The following is a 23,344-nucleotide window of genomic DNA, read 5'->3' on the forward strand; positions in this document are numbered from 1 at the left end:
GCGCCCTTCCATCGCTGCACGCAGGGTGCGCGCAATGGACCGGCGGCGCAGCCAGTATCGAGCGCGCATGCACCACAATGGGTCGGGGAAAACACTGCAGGACCCGGCTGGAGCGTCACGTTGGTGACTCCGGTTGGCCCTTTGTCACACGGTGGACACGGATGCGCCTGGCAGGGCCTGGCCTCAGTCGCGCCGCGGCCTGCGCCCCGCGCGCCCCACCCGCGTGTGCCCTGCACTCTGGCACGCACGCCGGTAGGCGCGCAGGGCCTGCTCGGCGCGGCTGAGCACGGTCTGGGTTACATCGTCGGCGGCATCTGTTGCCAGCTCCGCACCTGGCCCCATGCCCGATGCCTCGCCCGTCAGCAGGGCGATGCCCTCGCTCACGTGCTGCACGGTGTAGACGTGGAACAGGCCGCGCTCCACCGCATCGAGGATGGGGCGCGACAGCATCAGGTGGCGCTGGTTGCGTGCCGGGATGAGCACGCCCTGCGTGCCGTCGAGCCCGGCGGCGGCGCAGGCCTGGAACCAGCCTTCGATCTTTTCGTTGATGCCGCCCACGGGCAGCACCTCGCCGTGCTGGTTGAGCGCACCGGTCACCGCGATGCCCTGGCGCAGCGGCAGGCCCGACAGGCTGGACAGCAGTGCGTACAGTTCGGCGCAGGAGGCCGAGTCGCCCTCCACGCCGCTGTACTCCTGCTCGAACACGATGGAGGCATTGAGCGCCAGCGGCGCCACATGGCTGAACAGGGCCGTGAGGTAGCCGTGCAGGATGAGCACGCCCTTGTCGTGGATGGGGCCGGACATGTGGACCTCGCGGTCGATGTTGAGCAGCCCCTCCTGCCCCGCGAAGCTGCGCGCCGTGATGCGCACCGGAAAGCCGAAGCGGTAGTCCGTGAGGTCGATCTGCGACAGGGCGTTGACCTGGCCCACGGCCTGGCCCTGCAGGGTGATGAGGCATTCGCCCTCGGCCAGGGTCTGGTGCAGCTCTTCTTCGGTCTGGTTGTGGCGCAGGCGCTGTGCGGCCAGGGCGGCCTGCACATCAATGGCCTGCACCAGGGCTGTGGCGTCGGCAGGGTTGCGCATGCGGCACTGGGCGGCGCTCTCGATCACCAGCGCCTCGGCCTGGGCGAAGCGGGCGCTCTGGCGGCCCTGGTCGTCGGCCTCGCGGTGGCTCTGCTCGATCAGCAGGGCCACGGCCTCGGGGCCGAAATGGGCCAGGCCGCGTTGCACACAGCACTGCGCCACGAAGATGGCGGTGGCCTGGTGCGTGGCCGGTGTGGCGATGAAGCGGTCGGCAAAGTCCACCTTCACGCGAAAGCGGCGTGCGGCCTCGGGGTCGTTGTCCTGCAGGGCGTAGTACTCATCCACCGAGCCGACGAGCACGATCTTCACGTCCACATCGACCGGTTCGGGCTGCAGGCCGGCCGGCGCGCCGCCGCCGCCGGGGCCTGCGCCGCTGCCGCCCGCATCGTCGCTGATCTGCAGCCGGCGGCTGCGCAGGAAGCGGCGCACGCGCGGCCACAGGCCTTCCTCGGCGGCGAGGTCCTGCAGGTGCAGCAGGATGAAGCCGCCATGCGCGCGCAGCAGGCTGCCGGCGTGGATGGCCGATACGTCGGCCTGGCCGGGGTCGGCATCGTCGGCATTGGCGCCGTGGTCGATGCTGCCCATCAGGCTGCGCTGCTGCGGGTTGTCCTCGACGATCACGGGGGCGCCGCTGCGACCGCCGTTGTCCACCGCCAGGTTCACGCGGCAGCGGGCGAGCAGGGCGTCCAGGTCGTCCTTGCGTTCGGCCTCGGCATCGGCCTCGTTGTCGCCGTAGTAGGGCTCCAGCAGGTCGATGCTGTCCAGCAGGGCGCGTTCCACCTGGTCCAGCCACTGGGCAAGGCGTGGGGCCTGGGGGGCGATCTGGCGGGCGCCGTGCAGCGTCTGCTGCACCAGCGGCTGCACCACGGCGCGGCGCAGGGCGGCCAGCGCGGCGTCGCGTTCACGCTCCAGCGGGTGCATGGCCTGGGCGAAGCGGTCGATCTCGGCGCGCAGCGCATCCTCGTCGCGCGCGATGGCGGTGCGGCGCTCGGGCGGCAGCACGCGCGCCTCGGCCTCGCTGAGCGGCTGGCCGCGCGGGCCCAGGGGGGTGATGGTCATTTGCCCGTTGTTGCGCACCAGGCGCAGCTGGCGCGCCAGCGCAAAGGCGTCGAGCGCGGCCAGGGCTTCGTTCTCCTGCGCCTGCCAGCGCTGCTCCACGCGCGCGGCATCGGCCAGGAAGGAGGGGTTGGCCAGGTGCTGCGGCACCTCGGCTTCCAGGCGCGTGCCCATGTCGGCCAGGGCCTGGCGCAGCAGGCGCCCCTGGCCCGCCGGCAGGCGCAGTGCGCGCGGGCGCTCCGGTGCGTCGAAGTCGTGCAGGTAGCACAGGTCCGGCGGCACGGGGCGCCGCGCGGCCTCGGCCAGCATGGCCTGGTGCAGCAGCGAGGCGCGGCCGCTGCCCACGTCGCCGAGCACGAAGAGGTGGTAGTCGGGCTGCTGCATGGCCAGGCCGAAGCGGGCGGCGGCCTCGGCGCGCTCCTGGCCGATCCAGGGCAGGGGCTGGCCGGCGAGTTCGGCGGTGCTCGAAAAGCCCAGCGTGGCGGGGGCGATGGTCAGCCGCAATTGGTGTGCAGACAGGGCGCGGGCGGATGCGGGCATGGAAAACAATTCAGGGGAGCAGTGCGGGGTGAATGGGGGAGAGGGGGGCGGGCGGGGCCCGTGCCGGTCAACGACCTGCTGGGGTGGGGCCTGTGGGCGCTCCGCCCGCCAGTGCGCGCTCGCGCGCATCGGCCTGCGTGGCGGCATCCTCCACCTGCGTGGGCCAGCCCGCCAGGTGCTGCTGGGCCACGCGGCTCAGTGCGGTGATCCAGTGGCTGCTGTCGTTCAGGCAGGGAATGTAGTGGAACTCCTGGCCTCCCGCGTGCAGGAAGGCCTCGCGCACCTCCATGTTGATCTCTTCCAGCGTCTCCAGGCAGTCGCTGGTGAAGCCGGGGCAGACCACGTCCACCCGGCGCGTGCCGGCCTTGCCCAGGGCTTCCACCGTGGGCTGGGTGTAGGGCTCGAGCCACTTGGCTTTGCCAAAGCGCGACTGGAAGGTGAGCACGTAGCGCTCGCGGCGCAGGCCCAGGCGCTCGGCGAGCAGGCGGCCGGTTTTCAGGCTCTCGCAGTGGTAGGGGTCGCCCAGCGTGCGTGTGCGCTCGGGCACGCCGTGGAAGCTCATCACCAGCTTGTCGGGCTGGCCATTCACCTTCCAGTGCGCCTCGATGCTGCGGGCCAGGGCGTCGATGTAGCCGGGGTGGTCGTGGTAGCGGTTCACGAAGCGCAGCTCGGGCACATGGCGTGTGCGTGCTGCCCAGGTGTACACCGCGTCGAACACGCTGGCCGTGGTGGTGCCCGAATACTGCGGGTACAGCGGCAGGATGAGGATGCGCGTGGCGCCCTCGGCCTTGAGGGCATCGAGCTGGCTGGCGATGGACGGGTTGCCGTAGCGCATGGCGTGGCGCACCAGCACCTGGTGGCCGGCCTCGCCCAGCCAGCCGCGCAGCAGCGTGGCCTGTTTCGCTGTCCACACCGCCAGGGGCGAGCCCTCGGGCGTCCACACGCTGGCGTACTTGGCGGCCGACTTGGCGGGGCGGGTGCGCAGGATGATGCCGTGCAGGATGGGCAGCCATGCCAGTTTGGGGATCTCCACCACGCGGTGGTCCGACAGGAACTGCCCCAGGTAACGGCGCACGGCCGGGGCCATGGCCTCGTCGGGTGTGCCCAGGTTGCACAGCAGGATGGCGGTGCGTTCGGGCTGGCCGTGGGTGAAAGGGGGTTCGGGTTGAAAACGCATGCGGCATTGTGGCCCAGGCACCCGCCAAGGTTTTGGCCGGTCTTCGGGAAATCCCTCGTGCATGTCTGAAACCGGTTTCATAGACTTGCGCTGTGAATTACCAATTCCAGTTCGAATCCGTTTTTGCCGCCTGGCCCCTGCTGCTCAAGGGCACCTGGATCACCGTGCAACTCTCGCTCACCGCCACGGTGCTGGGGCTGGTGGTGGCCATCGCCTGCGCCTGGGGCAAGACCTCGGGGCCCGTGTGGCTGCGCTTCGTGGTCAATGCCTACATCGAGTTGATCCGCAACACGCCGTTCATCGTGCAGCTGTTCTTCTTTTTCTTTGCCCTGCCGTCCATCGGCCTGCGCTGGTCGCCCTATACGGCGGCATTGACCGCGATGGTGGTGAACCTGGGGGCCTACGCGGCAGAGATCGTGCGGGCGGGCATCGAGTCCATCCCCAAGGGGCAGATCGAGGCCGGGCGGGCGCTGAACCTCAAGCCCTGGGAGATCTTCCGGTTCGTCGTGCTCAAGCCGGCGCTCAAGGCGATCTACCCGGCGCTCACCAGCCAGTTCATCCTGCTGATGCTGAGCTCGGCCGTGGTCTCGGTGATATCGGCCGACGACCTGACCTCGGTGGCCGCCAACCTGCAGTCGCAGACCTTCCGCAGTTTCGAGATCTACATCGTCGTGGCGGCCATCTACCTGCTGCTCGCCGTGTCGTTCTCCGGGCTGTTCAAGCTGGTCTACCAGCGCCTGCTCAATTACCCCGACCGTCGCTGAGGACAGTCCATGCGCACCTTTGGAGTTTCAGAATTCTGGTTCATCGTGCAGGCTGCCCAGTGGACGCTGGCGCTGTCGGCCATGGCCTTCGTGGGCGGCTCGCTGCTGGGCCTGGTGGTCGCGCTGGCGCGCACGTCCGAGAACACCGCCGCGCGCTGGGCCTCCACCCTGTTCATCCAGGTGTTCCAGGGCACGCCGCTCTTGCTGCAGCTGTTCCTGATCTTCTTCGGTGCCCCGGTGCTGGGCCTGGACATCAACCCCTGGCTGGCCGCCGGCATTGCGCTGGTGCTCAACAGCGCCGCCTTCCTGGGCGAGATCTGGCGCGGCTGTATCGAAGCCATTCCGCGCGGCCAGTGGGAGGCCGCGCAGGCGCTGAACCTCAACTACCTCTCGCGCATGCGCTTCGTGGTGCTGCCCCAGGCCTTCAAGATCGCGCTGCCGCCGACCGTGGGCTATGTGGTGCAGATCATCAAGGGCACGTCGCTGGCCGCCATCATCGGTTTCACCGAAATCACGCGGGCGGGCCAGATCATCAACAACGCCACCTTCCAGCCCTTGCACGTGTTCACCACCGTGGCGGCGCTGTACTTCGTTATCTGCTGGCCGCTGTCGCTGCTGGCTGCCCGCATGGAGCGCAAGCGCGCCCGGGTGCTGGCGCGATGAATTCCTCTTTTCCCAAGCGTGCATTCCATACCAACCACACCGGAGACATGAGATGACCTTTTCGCACTATCGCCGCACCACCACCGCTGCCCTGGCCGCCCTGGGCCTGGGCGCCGTGCTCACCGCCTTCGCCCCGCTCGCCTCGGCGCAGAGCACTGCCGACATCAAGAAAAAGGGCGAGATCACCATCGGCATGCTGGTGGACTTTCCGCCCTATGGCACGACCAACGCGCAGAACCAGCCCGATGGCTATGACGCCGACGTCGCCAAATTGCTGGCCAAGGACCTGGGCGTCAAGGTCAACATCGTGCCCGTCACCGGCCCCAACCGCATTCCCTTTCTGCTGACGAACAAGGTCGATGTGCTGGTGGCATCCCTGGCCATCACGCCCGAGCGCGCCAAGCAGGTGCAGTTCTCGCAGCCCTATGCGGCCGCCACCATCGTGCTGTACGGCAAGACCGGCAGCACCATCAAGAGCGCGGCCGACCTCAAGGGCGTGCGCGTGGGTGTGGCCCGCGCCAGCACGCAGGACGTGGCTGTCACCAAGGCCGCGCCCGAGGGCACCGAGATCCGCCGCTTCGACGACGACGCATCGGCCATGCAGGCGCTGATCTCGGGCCAGGTGGACGCCATCGGCTGCTCGGTCACCGTGGCGGCCCAGATCGCCAAACGCGTGCCCGCCAACACCTTCGAGAACAAGTTCAACCTGCTGCAACAGGCCATGGGCATTGCCATGCGGCCTGGCCAGGACGAGCTGCACAAGTCCATGGACGAGTTCGTGGCGCGCAACACGGCCAATGGCGAGCTCAACAAGCTGTATCGCAAGTGGCTCGAATCCGACCTGCCCAAATTGCAATAAGAACAAGGACAGGGAGATTTTCGCCATGACGGACGCAGTCACGACCACCCCCGGCGCACCGCCGATCATCCGCATGGAGGGGGTCAACAAATGGTTCGACAGCTTTCAGGTGCTGACCGACATCGACCTGTCGGTGCGCGCCGGCGAGCGCATCGTGATCTGCGGCCCGTCCGGTTCGGGCAAGTCCACCCTGATCCGCTGCATCAACCGCCTGGAGGCGGTGCAGAAGGGCCGCATCGAGGTGGACGGCATCGACCTCACGGCCGGTGGCAAGAACGTGGATGCCGTGCGTGCCGAGGTGGGCATGGTGTTCCAGCAGTTCAACCTGTTCCCGCACCTGACCATCTTGGAAAACTGCACGCTGGCGCCGATGCGCTCACGCGGGATGGGCCGGGCCGAGGCCGAGGAGGTGGCGATGAAGTACCTCACGCGGGTGCGCATTCCCGAGCAGGCGCACAAGCACCCCAGCCAGCTGTCGGGCGGCCAGCAGCAGCGCGTGGCCATTGCGCGCGCGCTGTGCATGGCCCCCAAGGTGATGCTGTTCGACGAGCCCACTTCTGCCCTGGACCCGGAGATGGTCAAGGAAGTGCTGGACACCATGATCGGCCTGGCCGAGGACGGCATGACCATGCTCTGCGTGACCCACGAGATGGGCTTTGCGCGCAGCGTGGCCGACCGGGTGATCTTCATGGCCGACGGCAAGATTCTTGAGCAGGCGCCGCCCGCCGAGTTCTTTGGCCAGCCCCGGCACGAGAAGACCCGCCAGTTCCTGGGCCAGATACTCTCTTCCCACAACGCGCATTGAGCTGCGGTGGGTGAACGCACTGCGCCGCAGCGCCTCTGGGCGCGCGGGCATGAAACATGAAATGCAGCCAATGAAGGTACTTCTTTCCCTTTCTTCCTTCGGCGCGGCCGAAGTGGGGCGCCACGGGCAGCTGTGGTGTACCGAACTGGCCCGCGAGGCCGGTGCCGACGGCGTCGAGGTGCGCGGCGAAATGCTGCGCGACGCCGCAGCCGAGCTGCCCGCGCTGGCGGGCAAGGCAGCGGTGTACTCCAGCCCCGAAGGGTTGTGGGCGCGGGATGGCGCGCTGGACGAGGCCGCGCTGGCGCGGGGGCTGTCCGCTGCGGGCAGCCTCAAGGCGCCACGCTTGAAAATGGCGATAGGCGGCTTTGGCGCCGACTCGCACGGCTCACTGGTGCGCCTCAAGGACCTGCTGGCACAGGCGCCGGTCGAACTCGTGATCGAGAACGACCAGACCGCCACGGCCGGCACGCTGGCGGCCATGGAGGCCTTCTTCGTGGCGCAGGAGCGCGCGGGGCTGGACCTGGGCATGACCTTTGACATGGGCAACTGGCACTGGCAGGGCGAGTGCCCGCTGCAGGCCGCACAGGCCCTGGCCCACCGCGTGCGCTACGTACACTGCAAGGGCGTGCAGCGCCTGCCCGGCAAATGGGTGGCGGTGCCCCTGGCCGATTCCATCGCGCCCTGGCGCGCCATCCTGCGGGCGCTGCCTGCGGATGTGCCGCACGCCATCGAGTACCCGCTGGTCGGGGACGACCTGGTGGCCGTGACGCGCGCGCAACTGGCCGTGATCCGCGATGCACGGAGGCAGGCATGAGCGCAGCAACAGACACCACCTTCGACGTGGCGCTGTTCGGCGAAGCCATGCTGCTGCTGGTGGCCAACGAGCCCGGGCCGCTGGAACACGCCACGGGCTTCCACAAGCGCACGGCGGGTGCCGAGACGAATGTGGCCATCGGCCTGGCGCGCCTGGGCCTGAAGGTGGGCTGGGCGAGCCGCCTGGGCACCGACTCCATGGGCCGCTCGCTGCTGGCCACCATGCAGGCCGAGGGCATCGACTGCTCGCACGTAACCTGTGATGCCACGCAGCGCACGGGTTTCCAGTTCAAGGAGCGCGTGACCGATGGGCGCGACCCGAAGGTCGAATACCACCGCAAGGGCTCGGCAGCGAGCCAGATGGGCCCGGCCGATGTGGACGAACCCTGGCTGCGCAGTGCGCGCCACCTGCATGCCACGGGCGTGTTCGCGGCGATCTCTGAAACCAGCCTGCAGGCCGCACAGCGCACGCTGCAGGTGATGCGCGCTGCGGGCCGCACGATCTCGTTCGACCCCAACCTGCGGCCCACGCTGTGGTCCTCGCCCGAGGTGATGCGGCACCAGATCAACGAGCTTTCGCGCTCTGCCGACTGGGTGCTGCCGGGTATGGAGGAGGGCGTGTTCCTCACGGGCGAGACCACCCCGGAGGGCGTGGCGCGCTTTTACCGTGCGCGCGGAGCCAAACTGGTGGTCGTCAAGCTCGGCGAGCAGGGCGCCTACTTCGACAGCGATGTGGCGGGCACAGGGCACGTGGCTGGCTTTCCCGTGGCCGAGGTGGTGGACACCGTGGGTGCGGGCGACGGCTTTGCCGTGGGTGTCATCAGCGCGCTGCTGGCCGGCCGCAGCGTGCCCGATGCGGTGCGCCGCGGCGCCTGGATCGGCGCCCGGGCCGTTCAGGTGCTGGGCGATACCGAAGGGCTGCCCACGCGCCAGGAGCTGGAGCAGGCCGGCCTATGAGCCGCAAGAACGTGCTGGTGTTCCGCGACTTGCCGCCGGACCAGTTGGCCCGCTTGCAGGCGGTGCATGAGGTGACCGTGGCCGACCCGCGCCAGCCGGCGCGGCGCGCCGCGTTCGATGCCGCTCTGGCCGAGGCCCATGGCCTCATCGGCGCCAGCTTTCCCATCAGCGCCGAGCTGCTGGCGCGTGCGCCGCAGCTGCAGGCCATCTCCAGCATCTCGGTGGGGGTGGACAACTACCCGCTGCAGGCCTTGCAATCGCGGGGCATCCTTCTGTGCCATACGCCGGGTGTGCTCGACGAGACTGTGGCCGACGCGGTGTTTGCGTTGCTCATGGCCACCTGCCGCCGGGTGGTGGAGCTGTCGCAGCTGGTGCGCGAGGGCCGCTGGGACCGCAACATCGGCGAAGACCTGTTCGGCCACGACGTGCATGGCAAGACGCTGGGCCTGCTGGGCTTTGGCCGCATCGGCCAGGCCGTGGCGCGCCGGGCCGCACTGGGCTTTGGCATGCCGGTGCTGTACCACGCGCGCCGCCCTGTGGACCTGGCGCTGCAGGCACCCGCGCTGCTGGGCCGGGCCGAGCATGTGCCGCTCGATGGCCTGCTGGCGCGCGCGGACATCGTGGTGGCCCTGCTGCCGCTGTCGGACAGCACGCGCGGCCTGGTCGATGCGCGGGCCTTTGCGGCCATGAAGCCCGGCGCCATCTTCATCAACGGCGGGCGCGGCGCCACGGTGGTCGAAGACGACCTGCTGGCGGCGCTCGACCATGGCGCGCTGCGCGCTGCGGGGCTCGATGTGTTTGCCACCGAACCCTTGCCGCTGGCTTCGCCGCTGCGCACCCACCCGCGCGTGACGCCGCTGCCGCACATCGGGTCGGCCACGCATGGCACGCGCCATGCGATGGCCCGGCTGGCGACGACGAACCTGCTGCAGGCGCTGGCCGGCGAAAAGCCCACCGCGGTGTACGGGACAATCTGCGCATGAACAGCAAGCCGCGCGCACCCTCCGCCAAGGCGCCTGCCGCCGCACCGGTCGATACGGCTGGCCGTGACCGGGCCACCATTGCCGATGTGGCGGCCGCGGCTGGCGTGTCCAAGGCCACCGTCTCGCGCTTCTTCAACCACCGCGAGCGCCTGCTCAGCCCCGATATCGCGGCCCGGGTCGAGGCCGCCATCGCCCAGCTCGGCTATGTGCCCAGCCCCATGGCCCAGGCGCTCAGCCACGGGCGCTCGCGCCTGATCGGTCTGGTGGTGGCCGACATCACGAATCCCTTCTCGGTGGCCGTGCTGCGCGGTGCCGAAGAGGCGTGCCAGGAGGCCGGCTACCTGGTGATGCTGTTCAACCTGGGCAATGACCGCCAGCGCGAGCGCAGGGCCATCGACGCCCTGGCGAGCTACCAGGTGGATGGCTTCATCCTCAACACCCAGGGGCAGGACGAGGGCCATGCCGAGCTCAGCTCTTTGCACGGCCGGCCTGCCGTGCTGGTGGACCGCAGGCATGCGGGCCTGGAGGCCGACTTCGTATCGCTGGACAACCCCGGCGCCATGCGCGCCGCCTGCACGCACCTGATCGATGGGGGCTGGAGCGAGCTGCTGTACGTTACCCAGCCCCTGGCGGGCGTGAGTTCGCGCCTGGAGCGGGCGGCCGCGTTTTCTCAGTGCATCCGCGAGCGCGGGGGCGGCGTGCAGGGCGCGGTGCTGGAACTGGTCGATGCGTCGGACGAGGTGCTGGATGCCGCCCTGCGGGCGCTTCGGCAAAGGGCCGGGGGCAGGGCGCGCGGCGCTGTCGTGGCGGGCAATTCCGTGGTCACGTTGCGGGTGGCGGCCGCCATGTTGCGGCTGGGCTGGGCCTTTGGCAACGATATCGGCTTTGCCGGCTTCGACGACCCCGAATGGGCACCCTTGATCGGGCCGGGCCTGACCACGGTGGCGCAGCCCACCCATGCCATCGGCAGGTGTGCGGCGCAATGCCTCATCGAACGCATGCAGGGCCTGCAGGCGCCCGCCCGGGAGCGGCTGCTGCCCGGCAAGCTGGTGGTGCGGGGATCGTCCGTGGCCGCGGTGCGTGGGGCTGGCGATCGGTAAGGGTTTGGCGTGCTGCGCGGCGCCGCTTGCCGGATGCTGCGTTATCCTTCGCGGCGGCCGATTGGCCGCAGCCCGGGCTTCCGGGCCGTGAATCTTTTGGGTGGTTTGCCATGCCTGCTCTCTCCTTGGATATTTCCCGCATCCGCGCCATCAGCATCGATCTGGACGACACGCTGTGGCCCATCTGGCCCACCATCGAGCGCGCAGAAGCCGTGCTGCTGCAGTGGCTCGCCGACCACGCACCGGCCACGGCCGCGCTGTTTTCCGACACGCAGGCGCTGCGTGCCATTCGCAACCAGATGGTGAGCCTCCGGCCCGACCTGCTGCACGACCTGAGCGCGCTGCGCCGCGAGTCCATCCGCCTGGCACTCACCCAGGCGGGCGATGAGCCCACCCTGGCCGAACCCGCGTTCGACCTGTTCTTTGCCGAGCGCCAGCGCGTGGAGCTGTTCGCCGACGCGCACGACACGCTGGCCTTTCTGGCCGCGCGCTACCCGGTGGTGGCTTTGTCCAATGGCAACGCCGACGTGCATCGCATCGGCATCGGCCACTACTTCAAGGCCAGCATCAGCGCCACCGCCTTCGGCATCGCCAAGCCCGATGCGCGCATCTTCCACGCCGCCGCCAGTGCCGCCAACGTGCAGCCGCACGAGGTGCTGCACGTGGGCGACGATGCCGCGCTGGACGTGCAGGGGGCCCTTGCTGCCGGCATGCAGGCCATCTGGCTCAACACGCCGAATAACCCCTGGGCCCATGACAAGCATGGCGAGCCGCCGCATGCCACGGTGGCCAGCCTCACGGCCATTCGTGAGATGCTGGCCGCCATCCCCGCGCTGGCCGATCGATCCGCAGACCTGTCTTCGAAGGCGTAGGTCCAGGGATGACGGAGGAGGCATCAGGGTTTGCTGTGTCGACGTCGCCCACCCGTCGGCCCCAGCCCTCCGAAAAAACGCTGTCGTTTGCCGCGCTGTCTCTCTGGCTTGCGTCCCTGGTGCTGACAGGCCTTGCCTTTTACGCCAAGGACGAGAGGACGCTGGGTGTGGCGGTCCTGGCCATGGGCTGGACGTCGCTGCTCATCGGCAACTTGGCATGGTTCGCCAACCCACTGTTCCTTTGGGCCTTCATCCGCCTGCGAAACAACCAGCGGGCGACGGGCCTGGCCTTTCTTGCGCTGTTGCTCTCGCTGGACACCTTCCGCCTGTCCAACTACTGGTCGGACGAAGGAGGCGGTGCGACGACGGTGTATGCCTATGGTTGGGGCGTCGTGCTGTGGATTGCTGCCCTGTGTGTGCTGGTCGCCGCAGCAGGGACGGGCCGGGTGGAGGCCCGCATCGACGCTGGCGACCCCGAGGGGGCGGACGAGTGGGCCCGCCCGATAGGCTTTGCCCTGTGCATCGCCGTGCTGGCGGCCGCGGGATACCTGGCGGTCCGGGACCGCCAGCATGCCAGCAGCGCCGAGCGGGAGCGTTTGTCCGGCCTGGTGTTCAAGCGGGGTCCCGTTTGCGGTGCCGGCGAGCCCGCCGTGCTGCAGCCACTGGGCCACGCCCTCGGGCCGGTGGAGGTCAGACTCCCTGGGGACATGCAGGCCGCAGACGCGCCTGCACTCGAACGGCTCAAGCGCCTGTCGTCTGCCGTGGACGCGTCTCCATTCGATCGGCCCACCAGTCTTTTGCAATGGGGCCTTCCCGTCGTGCGCGTTGCCGGCAGGGACTACTCCTACGCCCAGGTGGGGGAGGACCAGATACTGACCTCTGTTCCCGCATCGGGGCCCGCGGCTGCCATCCTGTCCGTTTCGGTTTTCACGGTGCAAGGCCGGCGCCAGATCGGCGCGAAGCTGGTGGAGCAGGCAACGGGGCGAACGGTGTTCGACCAGGTCTGGGAGCAGGAGGCGGCGGGCCCGAGGTATTGCCCCGATTACTCCGCCTTCCCTGGCGAAGGCCAGCAACCCCGGAAGCTGGTGGCCGAGGCCCTTGGGGTGCATGTGGGGTCTGCCCATGTCCAGGGGCAGGGCGCCCGCCCGACTCGACCTGCGGACAACCGGGCGAACGCGGTCATTGTGAGCAACACCGATGGCTTGGGTTCAACCAGTTCGGGCAGCCCGAAGCCGACCAGGGGCGCTATCTCCCAGGGCGATGCGGCGGGTGCGCGGCGCCTCTGGAGTGGCAACAGGAACTGCCCGGACAACGTCGGCTGGAATGGTGACGGCGTAGCCGGCCAGGCAGCTGTGGGTACAGGGTGGCCCTTCATGGTCGGCGACAAAGCCTTCTATCCAGGCTCGCGCCAGCACCACAACGCCCTGTGTGCAGGGAGCCATGTCTATCTGTTCTCCGGGACTTCGAGCAACGGCATCTACTACCTGGGCCTCGAGAAGAGAAGGCTGCCGGATTTTCAACAGAGCTGGTCAGGCACCGTGGTGATCAAGGACGAATACCTTGCCACGGGCGATGATGTACTGAGAGTCGACACGGTCCATGAAGACGCGGACGGGTTGACGATTGGTTTGGCAAAGGAGCGGACCGGACGGACTGCGGTCGTCAAGGCGCCGCTCAGGCTCTCCCGCTGATCCGCCGCCAGGCGGGTGCAGACCTGTGGCTCTCATGTCCTGAACGCGGCTGGCCGGCGTGCGCTGGCGCCCCTGCATTTCCTTGTCGCAGATCAAGACGCGGCTTGCGGCTGCACGCGAGACTCGGGCCACCATGCGCCCAAAGCCCCGTCCGTTCCTGCCGCCCGTGCGCACCATCGGTCTGATGCAGCCGCTGGCCTGGCTGGCACTGGCCTGGCGCGACATGGTGCGCACCGGCTGGCTCAGCTTTGCACACGGCCTGGCGGTGGCGCTGTTCGGCGGCGCTCTGCTGGCCGTGGCGCACCACCGCTTCTGGCTGCTGGCCGGGGCGCTGTCGGGGTTTCTGGTGGTGGCGCCGGTGCTGGCCACCAGCCTGTATGCGCTGAGCCGGGCGCTGGAGCGTGGCGAGTCCGCCAACCTGGCCCTGGTGCGCCGCACCTGGCTCGACTGGCAGCGCAGCCACCCCGCCAGGTGGGGTGGCCACGGCTACTGGTGCCTGGTGCAGTTCGGCCTGCTGCTGGCGCTGGCGGCCACCGGCTGGGTCGTCACCTCGGCGGCGCTGATCACGCTGCTGGCGCCCGTGCCCATCCTCACACCACTGGATTTCATGCACCACGTGGTGCTCGCGCCCGACAGCCGCCTGTTCGCGCTGTGGCTGGCGCTGGGCAGCCTGCTGGCCGCGCCCATCTTTGCCTCCAGCGTGGTGGCCATGCCGCTGCTGCTGGACCGGCGCGCCACGCTGCGCCAGGCCGTGCTCACGGGCTGGCAGGCGGTGCTGGCCAACCCCTTGCCCATGGCCCTGTGGGCGGCGCTGATCCTGGGCTTCACCTTGCTGGGCCTGGCATCGCTGCTGCTCGGGCTGATCGCGGTGCTGCCCATGCTGGGCCATGCCAGCTGGCACGCCTACCGCGACCTGGTGGATGCCTCGGGCCTGCGGGAGCGCGATGCTGCCGACACGATGGAGCGGCCATGATCTTCGGCTTCACCGAGGCGCAGATCTCGGGCTTCTTCCTCACCTGGGGCATAGGCGCCTTCATCGCCTACATGCTGTTCATCATCGGCCAACTGGCCTGGGAGTCCAAGGCCGGGCGCTTCGGCACTTTCGTGCTGTTCCTGGGGCTGGGCGTGGGCTTCATCGGTTTCATCGCCAAGGTCTTGATCCAGTGGTGGCTGGAGCGGTGAGACCGTTTGCGACAAAGTGGTGATGGCGCGCCTGGCACAACTGGCTCTAACATCCGGGCCATGTCTTCATCCGCGACCACCCCACTGCTCACCCGCGCCGAAACCAGCGCCTATACCGAGACATCCACCCACGCTGACGTGATGGCCTATGTGCAGGGCCTGGCGGCGCTGGGCGATCCGCGCCTGCACATCAGCGACTTCGGCACCTCGCCCGAAGGGCGGCAACTGCCGCTGCTGGTGCTGTCGGCCCAGGGCCACCACACGCCTGAGGCCGCGCAGGCCAGCGGCCTGCCCGTGGTGCTGATCATCTGCGGCATCCATGCCGGCGAGGTGGAGGGCAAGGAGGGCGTGCTCATGCTGGTGCGCAACCTGCTGCGCGGCGACCATGGCGACGAGTTGCTCGCGCGCACCGTGCTGGTGGTGGTGCCGCTGTTCAACCCCGATGGCAACGACCGCATGAGCGCCGACAATCGCCCCCTGGATATCGCCCACCTGCGCGGGCAGGACGGCCCGGCCCTGGTGGGCACGCGCACCAACGCGGCGGGCGTGAACCTCAACCGCGACTACATGCGCCAGCAGGCGCCCGAAATGCGCCTGCTACAGCAGCGCGTGTGCCAGCCCTGGAACCCGCACCTCACGCTGGACTGCCATGCCACCAATGGCTCCATCCACCGCTTTGCGCTGACCTACGACATTCCCCACACCGAGCACACGGGCCGTGCCGAGCCCGTGGCCTACATGCGCGATCGCATGATGCCCGCTGTGCAGGCCGCGGTGAAGCGCACCGAGGGCCTGGACACCTTCTGGTACGGCAACTTTGTGCGCGACGAGGGCGGCCAGGGCCAGGGCTGGATCACCTACACCCACCACCCGCGCTTCGGCTGCAACTACCGCGGCCTGACCAACCGGCTGGACGTGCTGCTGGAGGCGTATTCGTACATCAGCTACCAGGAGCGCGTGGAGGTGACCTACGCCGTGCTGCGCGAAGCCCTGGTCTATGCCGCCGCCAACGGCCCGGAGATCGTCGACCTGCTTGCCGCCTGCGCCGAGCCGCCGCAGCAAATCGCCATCCGCTACGCGCTGGAGGCGATCCCCGGCACCACGGTGGAAGTGCTCACCCGCGAGCCCTACACCCTGACGGGCGACCCCGTCAGCGTGCAGGTGCCGCACTACGCCCACTTCGTGCCCACGGCCACCGTGCAGCGCCCCTGGGCCTATGCCATGCCCCAGGCCGTGGCCGACTGGCTGCAGGGCCACGGCCTGCAGGCCACGCCCGTGGCGGCCGGAACCGTGCTGGAGGTGGAGGTGCCCGTGATGCAGCAGCCCGTGGCCGAGCCCGGCCCGGCCATCCTCGAAGCCCAGGCCAGCACCCACTGGACGGCCAGCCACCAGCGCACCCAGCGGGCCCTGCCCGAAGGCTGGCGTGTGGTGACCACCAGCCAGCGCTACGGCGCCATTGCGGTGGTGGCCTGCGAGGCCGAGAGCGATGACGGCGTGGTGGCCAATGGCATCGTGCCCGAGCCGGTGCCAGGGGCGGAGTTGCCGGTGTGGCGGGTAGTGCAGGCGGTGTGATCGGGTCGCCGTTGTGGCGATATCTTGGTTTTGGTTTATTTAGTCATTTGTACTAATTATCGGATTTGACTAAAATAAACTAAATGGACCTGTTTCACCGCCCCGCACTGGCCGAGCAGATGGCCAAACAGCTGCTGGAGCCCGGCCTGCTCGACCAGGGGCTGCGCTCGGGCCTGTTCCTGTCGGGCCTGCGGCGCACCGGCAAGACCACCTTCCTGCGCCAGGACCTGATCCCCGCGCTGGAGGCCAAAGGCGCCATCGTCATCTATGTCGACCTGTGGGCCGACACCAAGGCCGACCCGGCCACCCTGGTACATGCGGCCATCCGGCGTGCGCTGGCCGACCTGCAGACGCCTGCTTCGGGCGTGCTGGGCCGCCTGGCGCGGCTCAAGGGCGTGGACGTGGGGGCGGCCGGCTTCAAGTTCGGCTTTCAGCTCAACGAGGTGGGGGCCAAGGGCGGGGTCACGCTGGCGCAGGCGCTCACGGAGGTGATCGAGTTGGCACGCACCGACCTGGTCCTGATCGTGGACGAGGTGCAGCAGGCCCTGGCCGGCGACGATGGCGCGCAGATGCTGCTGGCCATCAAGGCCGCGCGCGATGCCATCAACCCGCGGCCGGACACCCCGGGGCATTTCCTCTTCATCGGCACGGGCTCGCACCGCGCCCAGGTGGTGGGCATGACGCTGCAGGGCAAGCACGCCTTTGCCGGCGCCACCTCGGTCGAATACCCCACGCTCGACGGCGACTACGTGGCCTATGTGCTGCGGGGCATTGCCGAGGAGGGCGCGCCCGTGCTGCCCAGCCTGCCCGTGGCCACGGCCGCCTTCAACCTGCTCGGCCGCCGGCCCGAAGAGCTGATCCGCGCCCTGCGCCAATTGCAGCGCGAAGACCCCACCGAGGCCGACCGCCTGCTGCCGGTGATCGCCTCCACCCTCAAGGGCGCAGCGGCCGACGTGGAACTGCGCAAGCTCGAAGACCTGGGCGTGCTCGCCGGCGCGATCTTTGACCGCGTGGCGCGCGTGGAAGGCGATGCCAGCGGCCTGTTCACCACCGACGCCCTGGCCGAATACACAGCGACCGTGGGCCGCGAGGTCACCGCCGACCAGGTGCAGCGTGTGTCGGAAGAACTGCGCGACGCCAACCTCATCGTGCGCAAGGGGCATGGCACCTATGCGGTGACGGACCCGTTCGTGCAGCAGGCGTGGCGTGAGCGCAGGGCGCTGACCGCGTCGCCTCCCGGGATCGGGAAAAACTGAGCGCCCGGGCAAGCCACCCCGCTCAATATTTCAACTTCGGATACCAGTCCGCAGGCCGCCCCCCGGGCGTCAGGTCCAGAATCGACCATAGCGCCGCAATGTCCGGCGCATCGCGCGGGTCCTGGCCCGGGTCGGCCATCTCCCGGGTCATTTCGCTGGCCCAGAACAGGCGCACCTGGTCCCCATCGCGTTGAAATACAACCAGCGCCGGGTACTCGCTGCCATCGTCCATCAGGATGCCCAGGTCCTTGGCGTAGTCGTCCCCAACCGTCTGCACGAAGTTCAGGTCGCGCCAGCCGCGCTCCTGGGCAAAGGCGTACTGGCGTTCCACGGGCGAGCGGCCCAGGATCTTGAGGGCCACGCGCTGCTTGATGTCGGCCGCGTTGCCCTCCACCGAGCCGAGCCAGTTGGTGCACATGGGGCAGGGGCGCTGGCGCTGCGGGCCGTACATCCAGAAGTAGGTGACCAGGGTGTCCTTGTCGCCGAACAGGTCGATGAGGCTGGCATCGAAGCCCTGCTCGTCCTTGAAGCGGTAGTCCTTGGTGATCACCGGACCGGGAGGCAAGGACTGGCGCTGCGCGACCAGGCGCGTCATGTGGCGGCGAAATTCGATTTCCTCGGCCAGCAGGGCCTTGCGGGCGCTTTCGTATTCGGCGGATGCGCCAGGGAAGGGGGTCCTTGCTTTTTCAGCCAGCTGCGCTGCTGGCTTCAAGGCGGTTTCGGCATTGCTCGTCGTCGTCATGGTCGCTCTCCTGGGTAGCGGTGGACCGATGGAGGATCGACTATGCCGGGATATGTCGTCGCCGTGGGTAGGAGAAACGCCCGCCTGCTCGGCACGCCTTCAGGATCGGGCGTTGGCTATTCCCCCGCCACCGCAATCGTCTGCACACTCTTCCTCAGCTCCTTCTCCACCAAAGGGAACTCGCTCTTGGTGGAGTTGAAGTTGAAGACCAGCATCTTGCCCCGGTGGGGGGTGACCATCATGATGTTGTAGATGTCGGTGTCGATGGCGCGCGAGGTCATCTCGAAGTAGATCCACTGCTGGCCCTGCATGTCCAGGAGCTTCTTTTCCTTCCAGTCGATGCCGGGGATGATGCGGTCGAACAGGGTTTCGAATGTGGCCTTGACCTGCGGCAGCTTGTCCTTGGGCAGGCCCTGGGGCTTGAGGTCGAAGGCGATGGTGGTGGTGCGCCGGGCGTTGCCCACCACGAAGGCGGGGCCGCGGTTGGAGGGGTACTTGGTGCCTATCTCTTCCGCCGTCAGCTGCGTAAACCCCTCCGGCGCGTTGAAGGACACGCCCGCATCGGGAATGGTGAACGTGGCGGCGCTGGCGGCCGTGGCAGTGAGTGCCGAGGCCGCAGCCAGGCACAGGGTGGCGATCCAGGATGTCATGGTGGTCGGGCACATCACGAGCGATCCAGCCGGGGCCTGTTGTGGGCCCTGGCCTCCCTTCGTCGTTGAGCCGGTTTTTGTGGAGACGCCAGTATCCACACGCATCGGCGCTTTGGCGCGCGGTTGCAGACTTTTACTATTTGGTAAGTGCGCAGTAGTTCACACAAATGGGTGATTGCAGCGACCGTTCTGTCAACCAACAGCCAGAACTGGCAATCGGCCATTGCGGTCAGGCGCGCAGCCCCAGGCCCTGCGCCGATGCCGCCGGGCAGGACGCGCCTGGTATCTGCGGCTGAAGCGCGGCATCCCGGGTTGCAGGTGGGAGGTACGCGTTTTGAGATACAAACACCCCATGTCCCTGAGTCCGCCCCAGCCGCCTGCCTTCAAACCCACCTTCTTCCACGTGCCGCCCGGCCCCGTGGCGGGCCCCTTGCAGTTGCTGCCCGTCAACGCCGCCGTGGTGGCCGTGCACACGGCCACTGGCGCACATGTGGGCTCGCTCAAAAAAGTGGGTGGGACCTGGAAGTTCAAGGCCATGGGCTACGACGCTGCCGGAGGCATGGAGCCGGGTCACGGCCCGCTGACGGACCAGCACAACATGCAGTTCGACGCGCCCGATGCCGCCGAGGTGAGCGCCAGGTTGCTGGGTGCGCTGGGGAGCACCTAGTGTCCTGTCCCGCAAATAAATGCCAATAAAACCGCGTCTTTCACACCAGGGCGGCGTTGCAAATCCTCGCGATAGCTACGGCTATCGCTGCGGTTTGCGCCTTGCCCTGGCGCGAAATCCATCGGTTTTATTTTTGGCATCTATTTGCGGGACAGAACACTAGTAAGGGCAGTCAAAAAGCCCCATCGATGTTAGCCTGGATGGGCCGCAACCCTGAACTGCCCGTACCGCGTGGGTGCGGTGCAGAGCGTTCATAGAATACCGCGATGCCTTTCCTTTTGACCTGGCCGTTGCGGCTTGCCGCAGTACCCCTTCTTGTGCTGGCCTGTGCTGTGGCCCACGCCCAGAATGCACCCCACCCTGCGACTGCCCCCACGGCCGTGGCTGCGACCGCCACCGCGCCCGCCAGTCGCGCCACAGGCGCGGCATTGCCTGCGGCACCGGCATCCAGAGCGATGCCGCCCGCGGCAGCGGGTGTCGAGCCGGTGGACAGCAGTGCGGCCGCATCGGCCGTATCGGCGACAGCGGCGGCGGCGGCGGCCGGTGCCGCTGCTGTGCCCGCTGCACCCCTGTCCCGCGATGCCCGGCGCATCTATGAGCTGTCGCGCGACAAGCTGGTGCAGATCCGCACGCTGCTGCGCAATGCCGACACCCAGGCGTCGATCGGCTCAGGGTTCTTTGTCTCTGCGGACGGCCTGATCGTCACCAACTTCCATGTGGCCAGCCAGTTGGCGCTGGAGCCCGAGCGTTACCGCGGCGTGTACGTCACGATGGAGGGGCAGGAGGGGGAGGTCGAGCTGCTGGTGTTCGACGTGCAGCGCGACCTGGCGGTGCTGCGCGCCAAGGCCCGCACCGCAGCGGCGCCGGTGCTGAGCTTTCGGCCCGCCGCAGAGGCCCTGGCACAGGGCGAGCGCATCTACTCGCTGGGCAACCCGCTGGATATCGGCTTTGCAGTCACAGAGGGCACCTACAACGGGCTGGTGCGGCGCAGCTTCTATCCGCGGATTTTCTTTGGCGGCACGCTCAACCCCGGCATGAGCGGCGGCCCCTCGGTGGACGATTCGGGGCGGGTGCTGGGCGTCAACGTGGCCAAGCGGCTCGATGGCGAGCAGGTCAGCTTCCTGATCCCCGCCGAGTTTGCGCAGGTGCTGGTGCAGCGCGCGGCCAGCGCAGAGCCCATCACGCAGCCCGCGTACGCGGAGATGACAAGGCAACTGACAGGGCACCAGCAGGTGCTGACCGAGCGGTTTCTGAAAGCTCCCTTTCGTGAGCAACGCCACGGCAACTACCGGGTGCCGGTGCCCGATGACGCGCTGGCGCGGTGCTGGGGATCGGGGCGCGACCCGAACTTTCCGGGTTTGAACCTGGAACGTACGCAGTGCCAGGCCGACAGCGATGTCGTGGCCGGCGACTACAGCACCGGCACCGTGCGCCTGGCCTATGAGGCCTACAACGCCCCCACCCTGGGCGCGGCGCGGTTTGCCCGGGTGTTCTCGCAAAGCTTTGCCAACGAGCGCTTCCAGACGCGTGGCAACCGCCACCAGACCGCCGTTGAATGCAGCGAACGTTTTGTGGACTCCGGCAGCCTGCCGCTGCGGGCGGTGGTCTGCATGTCGGCCTACCGCAAGCTGCCCGGCCTGTACAACATGACTGTGCTGACAGCCTCGGTCAACCAGCCCACGCAAGGCATCCTGGGCCGCCTGGATGTGCAAGGCATCGCTTTTGACAACGGCATGAAGCTGGCCAACCGCTACCTCAAGGCGTTTCGCTGGGAGGCCGCACCATGATGCCCACCCTCGGCCTCATCGAAGCCTTTGACCGCCACGGCGCACTGCTGGCACGCGCCGCCATCACCCGCTGGCCCGTGACGGTGGGCAGGGGCCTGGACTGTGACCTGGTGCTGGACGATCCGTTCGTCGCGCCGGCGCACCTGCGCATTGACCGCCTGGACGATGCCCTGCGCGCGGTACAGGTGGAGGTCCTGCACACCCGCAATGGCGCGCGCCTGCAGCGCAAGCACTACGCCCAGGGCGAGCGCTTCGACTGGCCGGGCGGCACTCCCATCGACCTGGGCCACACCCACGTCGCGCTGCGCCTGGCCGATGCACCCATCGCCGACGAACAGGCGCTGCCCCAGTTTCCGTGGAGCACGGTGGCCACCACGGCAGCGCTCGTGGTGCTGGTGCTGGCTGCGGCATTGGGGTCCGCGTGGCTGGAGGCCCGCGACGCGTCGCAGTATCTGAAGTCTGTTCCTGGCACGGTGCTTGGCCTGCTGGCCAGCCTGGGCGTCTGGTCGGGCGTATGGGCGGTGGCCGGCAAGGTGTTCGGCGGCCAGCTTCGGTTCTGGCGCCATGTGCGCATCGCCTGCACTGCCGCCCTGGCGGTGGATGCTGTGCACCTGGTGGTGAACTTTGTGGCGTTCAGTTTCTCGTTGGAATCTTTTTCGCGTTTTGCCAATGTGCTGGTGGTGCTGCCGCTGGCGGGGGCGTTGTATGCCCACCTGTCAACGGTGCTGCCGCGCCGCCGCGTGGGTCTGGCCTGGACGCTGGCTGCGCTGGTGGCATTGGGATTGCCGTCGTGGCTGGGTGCGCAGTGGCTGAACAACATGCGCCTGTCGAACCGGCTGTACATGAGCAGCCTGTTCCCGCCAGGCCTGCGCGTGGCCCCCGCCGTGCCCGTAGACCAGTTCCTGAAAGACACCGAGTCGCTGCGTGGCAAGCTGGATCGCCGGCTGCGTGATGACAGTCAGGCGGAGGACGAATAAGAGCAGGTAAAAGAGAATTCAGCGAAGCGGTTTTGGCCAGGCTGCGTTGCAGCCCGTACGGGTGGGACGACAAGACGCCGCCAGCTCTGTCAAAGGATCAACGGATCAACGGGGCCAGGTGCGCAGCCCCAGGTCCTGGGCCATGCGCCGGTAGTCCTGCAGGCTGCGCTGCACGAAGTTGTCCAGCGCCGCCCCGGTGAGCGCAAAGGGGTACAGGCCGTAGCGGCTGCACAGGGCCGCATAGCCCGGTGCGGCCAGGGCCTGCTCGAAGGCGCTGGTCCAGGCGCGCACGGCGGCATCGGGGGTGCTGGCGGCCATGTACAGGCCGCGCACGGTGGGCCAGGTGAGGTCGATGCCCTGCTCGCGTGCGGTGGGCAGGCCGGCGAGCTGGCCCTGCAGGCGCTGCGGCGCCAGCACGGCCAGGATGCGCAGCGGCAGGCCCTGCGCCGCAGCCTGCATGGCTTCGGCCGCGTCGCCGGTGAAGATGTCCAGGTGCCCACCCTTCAGGGCCTTGAGCGCCTCGCCCCCGCCCTCGAAGGCGACAAAGCGCATCTTCTTGTGGTCCTGCCCCGCCGCGCGCACCAGCTGCGCGGCCTTGATCCAGTCCTGGCTGCCGATGGTGCCGCCCGCGCCGAAGACCACGCGCGCCGAGTCGCGCTGCAGCGCCGCTGTCACCTGCGCCAGGTTCTGGTACCGGGCATCGCGGTGTACGGCGATCACACCGTAGTCGGTGCCCAACGTGGCGATGAAGCGCACGGTGCTGACCGGGTGCGGGCCGAAGCGGCCCTGCGCGATGTTGAGCAGCGAGCCGCTGGAAAACGCCACCAGCGTGCCCGGCCCGCCCAGGCGCCCCGTGGCCACCTGGTCGAAGGCCACGGCACCAATGCCGCCTGGCAGAAAGCGGGTGGGCAGCGGGGTGCGGCCCGGGCGCACGGCCTGGATGGCCTCGGCCGCCAGCCCGCAGGTGAGCCCGAAGCCACCACCGGGCTTGGAAGGGGCCACGCATTCGCCGGGCTCGGTGCTGGCATCGGAGGCCTGCGCGGTGGTGTGTGCGCCGGTGGCCATGCCGCCGAGCAGGGCCGCCAGCACATGGCGGCGCGAGGGCGCGCAGGCGTGCAGGGCGTTGGCAGGGGAGGGCATGGAGACCA

General features: G+C 68.6%; 22 protein-coding genes. 17 read left to right on the forward strand and 5 right to left on the reverse strand.

The window, feature by feature from the left end:
• Positions 1-183: 183 nt before the first annotated feature.
• Together AC0IZS_RS19020 and hemH are read right to left on the reverse strand one after the other, a co-directional pair.
• Positions 184-2,679, reverse strand: a complete 2,496-nt coding sequence (locus AC0IZS_RS19020) for an AAA family ATPase (RefSeq protein ID WP_471637032.1) — start codon at positions 2,677-2,679, stop codon at positions 184-186.
• 67 nt (positions 2,680-2,746) lie between these two features.
• Entirely contained in the window at positions 2,747-3,856 is a 1,110-nt protein-coding gene (gene hemH / locus AC0IZS_RS19025) for a ferrochelatase (RefSeq protein ID WP_471637033.1), read from the reverse strand.
• Between the two features lie 92 nt (positions 3,857-3,948).
• On the opposite strand from hemH, the gene AC0IZS_RS19030 reads away from it, so the two are divergent.
• From AC0IZS_RS19030 to AC0IZS_RS19095, 14 genes are all read left to right on the forward strand, one after another.
• Positions 3,949-4,620, forward strand: a complete 672-nt coding sequence (locus tag AC0IZS_RS19030; protein ID WP_471637034.1) for an amino acid ABC transporter permease — start codon at positions 3,949-3,951, stop codon at positions 4,618-4,620.
• A 9-nt stretch (positions 4,621-4,629) separates the two neighbouring features.
• Positions 4,630-5,283: an amino acid ABC transporter permease gene (locus AC0IZS_RS19035; protein ID WP_471637035.1), complete on the forward strand. Its 654-nt coding sequence runs from the start codon at positions 4,630-4,632 to the stop codon at positions 5,281-5,283.
• A 52-nt stretch (positions 5,284-5,335) separates the two neighbouring features.
• Positions 5,336-6,142, forward strand: a complete 807-nt coding sequence (locus AC0IZS_RS19040) for a transporter substrate-binding domain-containing protein (RefSeq protein WP_471637036.1) — start codon at positions 5,336-5,338, stop codon at positions 6,140-6,142.
• 25 nt (positions 6,143-6,167) lie between these two features.
• Positions 6,168-6,947, forward strand: a complete 780-nt coding sequence (locus AC0IZS_RS19045) for an amino acid ABC transporter ATP-binding protein (protein WP_471637037.1) — start codon at positions 6,168-6,170, stop codon at positions 6,945-6,947.
• Between the two features lie 70 nt (positions 6,948-7,017).
• Positions 7,018-7,761 carry a sugar phosphate isomerase/epimerase family protein gene (locus tag AC0IZS_RS19050; protein ID WP_471637038.1) on the forward strand — a complete coding sequence of 248 codons (744 nt, stop codon included), beginning with the start codon at positions 7,018-7,020 and terminating at the stop codon, positions 7,759-7,761.
• Positions 7,758-8,717, forward strand: coding sequence for a sugar kinase (locus AC0IZS_RS19055; RefSeq protein WP_471637039.1), 960 nt, complete (start codon positions 7,758-7,760; stop codon positions 8,715-8,717). The genes AC0IZS_RS19050 and AC0IZS_RS19055 overlap by 4 nt, the downstream gene beginning before the upstream one ends.
• Positions 8,714-9,700: a 2-hydroxyacid dehydrogenase gene (locus AC0IZS_RS19060; RefSeq protein WP_471637040.1), complete on the forward strand. Its 987-nt coding sequence runs from the start codon at positions 8,714-8,716 to the stop codon at positions 9,698-9,700. Before AC0IZS_RS19055 ends, AC0IZS_RS19060 begins: the two co-directional genes overlap by 4 nt.
• Positions 9,697-10,800 carry a LacI family DNA-binding transcriptional regulator gene (locus AC0IZS_RS19065; RefSeq protein WP_471637041.1) on the forward strand — a complete coding sequence of 368 codons (1,104 nt, stop codon included), beginning with the start codon at positions 9,697-9,699 and terminating at the stop codon, positions 10,798-10,800. The genes AC0IZS_RS19060 and AC0IZS_RS19065 overlap by 4 nt, the downstream gene beginning before the upstream one ends.
• Positions 10,801-10,910: 110 nt before the next feature.
• Positions 10,911-11,672, forward strand: a complete 762-nt coding sequence (locus tag AC0IZS_RS19070) for an HAD family hydrolase (protein WP_471637042.1) — start codon at positions 10,911-10,913, stop codon at positions 11,670-11,672.
• 8 nt (positions 11,673-11,680) lie between these two features.
• Entirely contained in the window at positions 11,681-13,363 is a 1,683-nt protein-coding gene (locus AC0IZS_RS19075) for a hypothetical protein (protein ID WP_471637043.1), read from the forward strand.
• A 133-nt stretch (positions 13,364-13,496) separates the two neighbouring features.
• Positions 13,497-14,336: a DUF2189 domain-containing protein gene (locus AC0IZS_RS19080; protein WP_471637044.1), complete on the forward strand. Its 840-nt coding sequence runs from the start codon at positions 13,497-13,499 to the stop codon at positions 14,334-14,336.
• The gene (locus AC0IZS_RS19085) at positions 14,333-14,545 is read left to right on the forward strand and encodes a DUF2788 domain-containing protein (RefSeq protein WP_471637045.1); all 213 of its coding nucleotides are present in this window, start codon (positions 14,333-14,335) and stop codon (positions 14,543-14,545) included. The genes AC0IZS_RS19080 and AC0IZS_RS19085 overlap by 4 nt, the downstream gene beginning before the upstream one ends.
• Positions 14,546-14,605: 60 nt before the next feature.
• On the forward strand, positions 14,606-16,117 hold the full coding sequence (locus tag AC0IZS_RS19090; protein WP_471637046.1) for a M14 family metallopeptidase: 1,512 nt from the start codon (positions 14,606-14,608) through the stop codon (positions 16,115-16,117).
• An 83-nt stretch (positions 16,118-16,200) separates the two neighbouring features.
• On the forward strand, positions 16,201-17,373 hold the full coding sequence (locus tag AC0IZS_RS19095; RefSeq protein ID WP_471637047.1) for a P-loop NTPase family protein: 1,173 nt from the start codon (positions 16,201-16,203) through the stop codon (positions 17,371-17,373).
• A gap of 22 nt (positions 17,374-17,395) precedes the next feature.
• Here AC0IZS_RS19095 and AC0IZS_RS19100 read toward each other — a convergent pair whose 3' ends face one another.
• Positions 17,396-18,115: a DUF899 family protein gene (locus tag AC0IZS_RS19100; protein ID WP_471637048.1), complete on the reverse strand. Its 720-nt coding sequence runs from the start codon at positions 18,113-18,115 to the stop codon at positions 17,396-17,398.
• Between the two features lie 116 nt (positions 18,116-18,231).
• The gene (locus AC0IZS_RS19105) at positions 18,232-18,765 is read right to left on the reverse strand and encodes a hypothetical protein (protein ID WP_471637049.1); all 534 of its coding nucleotides are present in this window, start codon (positions 18,763-18,765) and stop codon (positions 18,232-18,234) included.
• 352 nt (positions 18,766-19,117) lie between these two features.
• On the opposite strand from AC0IZS_RS19105, the gene AC0IZS_RS19110 reads away from it, so the two are divergent.
• From AC0IZS_RS19110 to AC0IZS_RS19120, 3 genes are all read left to right on the forward strand, one after another.
• Positions 19,118-19,432: a hypothetical protein gene (locus AC0IZS_RS19110; protein WP_471637050.1), complete on the forward strand. Its 315-nt coding sequence runs from the start codon at positions 19,118-19,120 to the stop codon at positions 19,430-19,432.
• Positions 19,433-19,812: 380 nt separating this feature from the next.
• Entirely contained in the window at positions 19,813-21,219 is a 1,407-nt protein-coding gene (locus AC0IZS_RS19115) for a S1 family peptidase (protein WP_471637051.1), read from the forward strand.
• Positions 21,216-22,196, forward strand: a complete 981-nt coding sequence (locus tag AC0IZS_RS19120; protein ID WP_471637052.1) for an FHA domain-containing protein — start codon at positions 21,216-21,218, stop codon at positions 22,194-22,196. The genes AC0IZS_RS19115 and AC0IZS_RS19120 overlap by 4 nt, the downstream gene beginning before the upstream one ends.
• 105 nt (positions 22,197-22,301) lie before the next feature.
• Here AC0IZS_RS19120 and AC0IZS_RS19125 read toward each other — a convergent pair whose 3' ends face one another.
• Positions 22,302-23,336 carry a Bug family tripartite tricarboxylate transporter substrate binding protein gene (locus AC0IZS_RS19125; RefSeq protein WP_471637053.1) on the reverse strand — a complete coding sequence of 345 codons (1,035 nt, stop codon included), beginning with the start codon at positions 23,334-23,336 and terminating at the stop codon, positions 22,302-22,304.
• Positions 23,337-23,344 lie beyond the last annotated feature (8 nt).

The sequence above is a fragment of the Acidovorax sp. AC410 genome (assembly GCF_979253235.1).